The sequence below is a fragment of the Burkholderia sp. E168m23 genome (assembly GCF_016586125.1).
GTDB classification, from domain to species: domain Bacteria; phylum Pseudomonadota; class Gammaproteobacteria; order Burkholderiales; family Burkholderiaceae; genus Burkholderia; species Burkholderia orbicola.
Window position 1 is genome coordinate 1 of the sequence record NZ_BCPP01000388.1, and the last position, 6,166, is coordinate 6,166.

The window sequence follows — 6,166 nt, forward strand, 5'->3', positions numbered from 1 at the left end:
CCGATTGCGTTCGGCGCTTCCGAAAAGCCGAATGTGAAGATGATCGCCATGAACAGCGCAACCGTCAGCGCGCCCGCGAAATTGCCGAAGAACACCAGCGTCCAGTTGCGGAACACGCCACCCCAGGTCGCGCCGGGCCGGCGATCGATCACCGCGAGCGGCGCGAGCGTGAAGACGCCGGTGAGCAGGTCGAAGCCGAGCAGGTACAGCATGCAGAATCCCACCGGAAACAGCAGCGAACCGGCCAGTGCGTTGCCGGTGTTGATCGTGATGCTGACCGCGAAGGCGGCTGCGAGCGCGAGGATCGCGCCCGCCATGTACGCGCGAATCAGCGTATCGCGGGTCGACATCGACAGCTTCGATTCACCGGCATCGACCATCCTGGTGACGAATTCGTTGGGCGTGAGGTAGGCCATGGTGTGCGCTCGTAAAGTTGGACGGGCAAAAAAAACGCGCCAGGCACTCGCTCGACATGCGAGTGCCTGGCGCGGACGCTGTTATCCACGTGATCGGCCGCCACGGTTCGACATGGCGTGATCGTCAGGCCGCCATTAGCCCGACGAGCGAGATGTTCGCAATTCTCGTACCAGTGACGGGGATATCGCGATGCAGGCTGGCCGGACGCGAAATGCCGGGGAAGAAAGCCGCGGCCGATCGCAGCGAATCGCACTCGCGCGGTGCAAACTGCACCTCGCGCATGCGCTTCGGGCGCAGCCGCGGTGCGTGAAGCGCGGTGCGTTCCGGTCAGGTCGTGCCGTCGTCGTGCGGTGTGTCCGGCGCGCTTCGCTACGTACGACGTCGCACGGAAGGCTGCGCGTGCTCGTCGACGAATCGCTCGGGCGACGTCAGCGCGTCTTCCGCAATATCGGCAAGCGGCCGATTGCCGTCCATCGACGCTTTCTGCAGCATCCGATACGCTTCGTCCTCCCGAAGGCTGAAGCGCGTCATCAGCGTATTTTTCGCGCGCTGCACGAGCTTTCGTTCGTAGAGCGCGCGACGCGCCGCGTCGAGCTCGACCTCCGCGCCGGCCAGTCGCGCGGATTGCGACTCCAGCAGGGATTTCAGACTGGCGAGCGTCCCCACGTCGGAGCCGGAGAGGCGTTCCGGCAGTTCGTGAACCGCCGCGCGCGCCGACAACGGATCGCCGGCGAAGAACTGGGCGAGCGCCTGGGTATGCGGGGGCGGATTGTTCCGCAACTGCGCCATCAGGCGCTCGGAGTCGTGCAGCGTTCGGTGCGCGTCTTCGATTCGCGCGTTGCACGTTTCCTGCACCTGCAGCGTCAGCGCAATCTGAAGATGCCAGAGATCATCGATGCGGGCGCTCGCGGCGTCGAACCATGCTTCGCTCAGGACGGCGTCGAGCGCATCGCCGGCGTGCGCCGTGCACAGTACGCGGCGCAGCTTCTCGAGCGCCGCCATGTGCGGCTCCGTCATGCGGGTTTCCCACCATGCGCTTTGCGCCGTGTTTGCGAAGCTCGCGAAGACTTCGAGACTGCGCTCCTGCGCGGCTATCAGATACAGCAGGCGCTGCTGCTGATCCGCCGAAAACGTGCCCGCCGCGAACATGTGCGCGCCGACGGCACGTTCCTGTCCCGCTTCCTCCTTGCCCTCGACGACATGGACGAGGGCAATCAGCATGCGCGACACCGACGGGTCCGCCGCACTGTCGGCAAACTGGAAAATCAGCTCCACCAGGCCGCCGATCACGGTACTGAACGCCTGGACGGAATCCGGCGCCGACAGCGCAAGATGGTCGATCTGTTCGCGCAGCACATCCAGCGATTCCAGGTCGAGCAGCACCCAGGCGATCAGCGACAACAGGCGCGACGTCGAGCCGCGCGCCGGCGTCAGTTCCAGGTCCAGGCGCTCGCGCAACTGCGCGACGAGCGGCACCGATTCGCCGCGCGAAGCCGCGCGTTCGGCGACGAAGCGCTTGCCGCTCGACGCCAGATAGATGCTGGTGGCGCCGCGCTCGCGCTGCAGCGCATGGATCAGGCGGCCGAGCAGGTCGACCAATTCGATCTGCTCGGCCAGGTGGCGCAGGGACGCGATTTCCTGATGCTTGGCGAGCAGCGCGAATTGCAGGGCGGTGGCGGGCATGGTGGAGACTGACCGTCGACAGGGACTCGGTGCAGTGTAGAGCGGACAATAATCGTTATTTTTTTGACGCCTTGCATAGCAAGATCGTGACAAAGGCGCGGTCCGCAGCTTCGCTGCCAAATACTTCCCGAGCATAGGCCTGCAATGCCTCGGCAACGTTCACAAGGCGCACTGCCAATAAACGCTCTCAATCTTTTGAGCTTGCCCGCCCGTACACAACCCAAGGTTTCATGTCTGCTTCGGGCCGGCTACGATTTTCTACCCTCGGAATAACCGACTTCTTTTAGAAACCGGCTCCGCACCCATCATTCTTACGTTTTCCCGACACTCCCGCGATCCGCGGCGGCATCGGGCGAGAAGCGCGAGAAACGACACGCACGCGGATCGCCACGGACCCATCCGGATCGCCGCCGGCCGGCTCCACCGCCGTTCGCCACTGGATCGCCTTCAACCGGAGCTCACCCATGCCAACGAACACGCCCGTCAACAGCGGCGCGAACGCGAACAGCCTGATGCAACAGGCGGCGCAATCGATCATCAACGGCTCGACCGGCAATCCGGCGATGGATGTCGGCTCGCTCGTCAAGACGCTCGTGAACGCGAAAACGGCCGGCCGGGCCGCGACGCTTGCCGCATCGCAAACGACCGGCAACACGCGGATTTCCGCATTCGGCGCGCTGTCGTCCGCGCTCGGCGCGCTCGACGCGGGCCTGACGTCGCTGAAGAACGGCGCGTTGCAGTCGACGTTCAACGCGGTCGCGAGCGGCAAGGGCCTGACCGCGACGGCCGGCGCGGGCGCGGTCGCCGGCACCTACACGGTCGGCGTCACGCAGATCGCGACCGCGCAGGCGCTGTCTTCCGCCGGCTTCAACGGCAGCAAGGCGCTCGGTACCGGCACGCTGACGCTGTCGCTCGGCAGCCAGTCGTTCAAGGTCGAGGTCGGCGGCACGAACAACACGCTCGCGGGTATCGCGGCGGCGATCAACGGCGCGGCGGGCAACCCGGGGATCAGCGCGACGGTCATCAACGGCACGGACGGCGCACACCTCGTGCTGGCATCGTCGAAGACGGGCGCGGCGAACGCGATCAGCGTCGCGGTCGGCAACGTGTCCAACGACGGCGGCCTGTCGAACCTCGGCGTCACGTCGACGGCCGACCCGTCCGGCGGCGCATCGAAAATCGATTCGGCGAACGGCGCGGCCGCGTGGCGGCAGAGCACCGCCGCGCAGGATGCGAAGTTCACGCTCAACGGGATCGCATCGACCAGCGCGAGCAACGCGGTATCGGGCGTGCTGACCGGCATCACGTTGAATCTGTCGGCGGCCGCGGTCAGCGCGACCGATACGCAGACGTTGACGGTCAGCACCGACACGAAGTCGCAGGCCGCCACGATCACGAATTTCGTGAGCCTGTACAACACGGTGGTCAAGACGATGGGCGCGCTGTCGAGCTACACGGCCGGAGCCAGCTCGCAAGGCGCGCTGATCGGCGATTCGACGCTGAACACGATCCGCAACTCGCTCGCGTCGATCGTCGCGCGCGGCGTCGACAGCAGCGCCACTACCGAGAAGGGCAACGGACACGTGAACCTGTTGTCGATCGGCATCAAGCTCGAGAAGGACGGCACGCTGAACGTCGACAGCGCGAAGCTCGACAGCGCGTTGTCGGCCAATCCGTCGGGCGTCGCGCGCCTGTTCAATCCGGAGAACGGGATCGGCACGCGCCTGGCCGACCAGATCACGCAGTTCACGAAGAAGAACGGGATGATCGACGTGCGCACGACCGCACTGACCGCCGATCTGAAGCGCGTCACGCAGCAGCAGTCGGATCTGTCCGACTATGCCGCGCAACTGACGAAGCAATACCAGGCGCAGTTCACCGCACTCAACACGTTGATGGCGCGGATGAACACCAACACGCAGTACCTGACGCGATTGTTCGGGGGTGCGAACAGCAGCGGCACGCTGTCCAGCAAGTGAGCAGTCGGGTCGCGCGAGGGGCGCGGCCCGACGCTGTCGCTCATGCCCGGCGACGCGCCAGCGCTCGCCGGATGCGCATCATCACGGATAGCCGGCCCGCGGCTGTCCTTGAAGCAGGCAACGGTCAGCCGAGACCTTCCACGCGATCGGCGAACCAATCGATCGCGCGCGACACCTGACGCCCGAAATAGCCGGGCCGTTCGTGCTCGTACGCACGCAGCAGCGACGTGCATTCGCGCTCGGCCCAGCGCCACACGGGCCCCTGCTTCGCGAATACCGGATGATCGTGCAACTCGGCCGGTACCGCATGCTCATCCTCCCAACCCCAGAAATAAGCCTGGTAAGCACGGGCGAACGGCATGCCCAGCTGGTTCGCGACGGTCTCGTCGTGGCGCAGCGTGAAGTCGACGATCTCCTTGCGCGTGCGTCCGAGCGCATCGTCGTGGCGCGCTTCGATCCAGCAGTGATACCGCGCGAGCTGCGACAGATGCCGCGCGGTGCGGCGCCGCTCGCGCGTCGTGCAGAGCGCGTACAGGTTGCCGCCGCCGAAATCCATCACTTCGCCGCCCGCGAACGGCCGATAGGGCTTGCCGGTCAGCAGCGTCAGCACCCGCGCGCCGACGATCGCATAGTCGGCGCAGCGCATGTAGCCGCCGCGCGTCGTCGCTTCCGACACGCTTCGGTGGACGACTTCGTCGATCACGGCGTGCAGCATGGCATCCACCGGCGCCGCCAGGATCGGCGGCCGGCTTGTCGTCGTTACGTGTTGCATGGGCGAATGCGGCTTCAGCGGTTCGTCGTAAAAATCACTCCGCGGCATGGTATTACGAGCCGTTACAACGGATGGGCGCGGGATTGCGCAGATTTGTGCGCTTTTCTCGCGTCGCGCAAGACATGTCGACAGTCCGTCGGACATGGTCGATGCAACGCGCGGCAGGTTGGCCGGACGAGCATCGACGCCGCGCTCGCGGATCGCGGGCGGTTCGCGTTCATGATGTCGTGAATGACGGCAGGAGGAGCGCGGCGGCAGGCGTCGCCGCCATCGACGAGAGGGAAATCGCGATGAGTGCGCCGCGATTGCGACGCATCGCGCAAAGCGGGTCGTGCTTGCAGGCAATGGGCGCGCCGGCCGCGCGCACGGCACGCGATGCGATCACGTGCCACGCGACTGGCGCGGCACGCGTCGTACTTTATGACGCAGCGATCCGCCGGCGGAAGTGTTCGGTGCCGGCGACGATCTTGTCGAGCACCGCGTCGAGCGCCCAGAAGCGTTCGCGCACGTCGTAGTCGATCGCACGGCATTTGATCGACCCGAACGTGCCGATCCGCTGGTGATAGAGCTTCGCGAGCGCCGGGTAACCCAGCGCCTCCGATACCGCCGAGACGACCAGGAACGTCGACAGTTCGTCGGCCAGCGCCGGATTCGACTCGCCTTGCGTGCGCAGCCACTGGTAGAGATCGGGATGGAAGTTCGTGAACACGCCGTTGAAACCGGCGGACCCGGCCTTCATCGCGTCCCAGGCGATCGCGGCGTTCGCGTTCAGGATCTTCAGCGGCGACCCCTCGGCAAGCGCGACGCGCCGCTTCACCGTCGCGAGATCGCAACTCACGTCCTTGAGCATCACGAACCGGCCCGTGTCGATGCACGCGCGCAGTTCGTCATCCGACAGAAGCCGCCGGTAAGGCGCCGGACATTCGTACAGGCCGAGCGGGAGATCCGACGGCAGTCGTGCGAGCAGCCGGTGGAGGTGGTCGAGCAACGCGGCGCTGCCCTTGCGTTGCGGATCGAGCCGGTTGGTCACGAGCACGATGCCCTGCGCGCCCGATTCGGCCGCCGCGCACAGTTCGGTAACCTGAGCGTCGAGATCGTCGCTGATGTGGCCGGACGCGACGACCGGCACGCGCCCGGCCACCCGCTCGACCACGAAGCGCGCGAGTGCCGCGCGTTCGGCGAGGCTCAGGAACTGCATCTCGCTCGATTGCGCAACCGCGAACAACGCGTCCGAGCCGTGTGCCAGATACCATTCGATGAGCCGCTCGAGCCCGGCGTAGTCGATCGCGCCGGCGTCGTCGAACGGCGTCAGCAT

Annotated in this window: 6 protein-coding genes; 1 reads left to right on the forward strand and 5 read right to left on the reverse strand. The window is 66.1% G+C overall.

Annotated features, from left to right (window positions below; all coding sequences use genetic code 11):
* Positions 1–416, reverse strand: a 416-nt coding sequence (locus tag JMF90_RS19845) for a formate/nitrite transporter family protein (RefSeq protein WP_201325341.1), incomplete at its 3' end; no start/stop codon positions are given.
* Between the two features lie 370 nt (positions 417–786).
* Positions 787–2,100, reverse strand: a complete 1,314-nt coding sequence (locus JMF90_RS19850) for a nitrate regulatory protein (protein WP_201317232.1) — start codon at positions 2,098–2,100, stop codon at positions 787–789.
* A gap of 464 nt (positions 2,101–2,564) precedes the next feature.
* Between JMF90_RS19850 and fliD the strand changes: the two genes are divergently transcribed.
* Positions 2,565–4,079 carry a flagellar filament capping protein FliD gene (gene fliD / locus JMF90_RS19855; protein ID WP_201317231.1) on the forward strand — a complete coding sequence of 505 codons (1,515 nt, stop codon included), beginning with the start codon at positions 2,565–2,567 and terminating at the stop codon, positions 4,077–4,079.
* A gap of 124 nt (positions 4,080–4,203) precedes the next feature.
* On the opposite strand, the gene JMF90_RS19860 is transcribed toward fliD, so the two are convergent.
* The 3 genes from JMF90_RS19860 to JMF90_RS19870 all read right to left on the reverse strand — a co-directional run.
* Positions 4,204–4,851: a hypothetical protein gene (locus JMF90_RS19860; protein WP_011549301.1), complete on the reverse strand. Its 648-nt coding sequence runs from the start codon at positions 4,849–4,851 to the stop codon at positions 4,204–4,206.
* A 217-nt stretch (positions 4,852–5,068) separates the two neighbouring features.
* The gene (locus JMF90_RS19865) at positions 5,069–5,236 is read right to left on the reverse strand and encodes a hypothetical protein (protein WP_200076908.1); all 168 of its coding nucleotides are present in this window, start codon (positions 5,234–5,236) and stop codon (positions 5,069–5,071) included.
* 33 nt (positions 5,237–5,269) lie between these two features.
* Positions 5,270–6,166, reverse strand: an 897-nt coding sequence (locus JMF90_RS19870) for a dihydrodipicolinate synthase family protein (RefSeq protein WP_201325342.1), incomplete at its 5' end; no start/stop codon positions are given.

What these genes read in the sequence shown, in the direction of transcription:
- JMF90_RS19850 (WP_201317232.1), bottom strand. Translation starts at nt 2,100, where the DNA reads ATGCCCGCCACCGCCCTGCAATTCGCGCTGCTCGCCAAGCATCAGGAA.
- fliD (WP_201317231.1), top strand. Translation starts at nt 2,565, where the DNA reads ATGCCAACGAACACGCCCGTCAACAGCGGCGCGAACGCGAACAGCCTG.
- JMF90_RS19860 (WP_011549301.1), bottom strand. Translation starts at nt 4,851, where the DNA reads ATGCAACACGTAACGACGACAAGCCGGCCGCCGATCCTGGCGGCGCCG.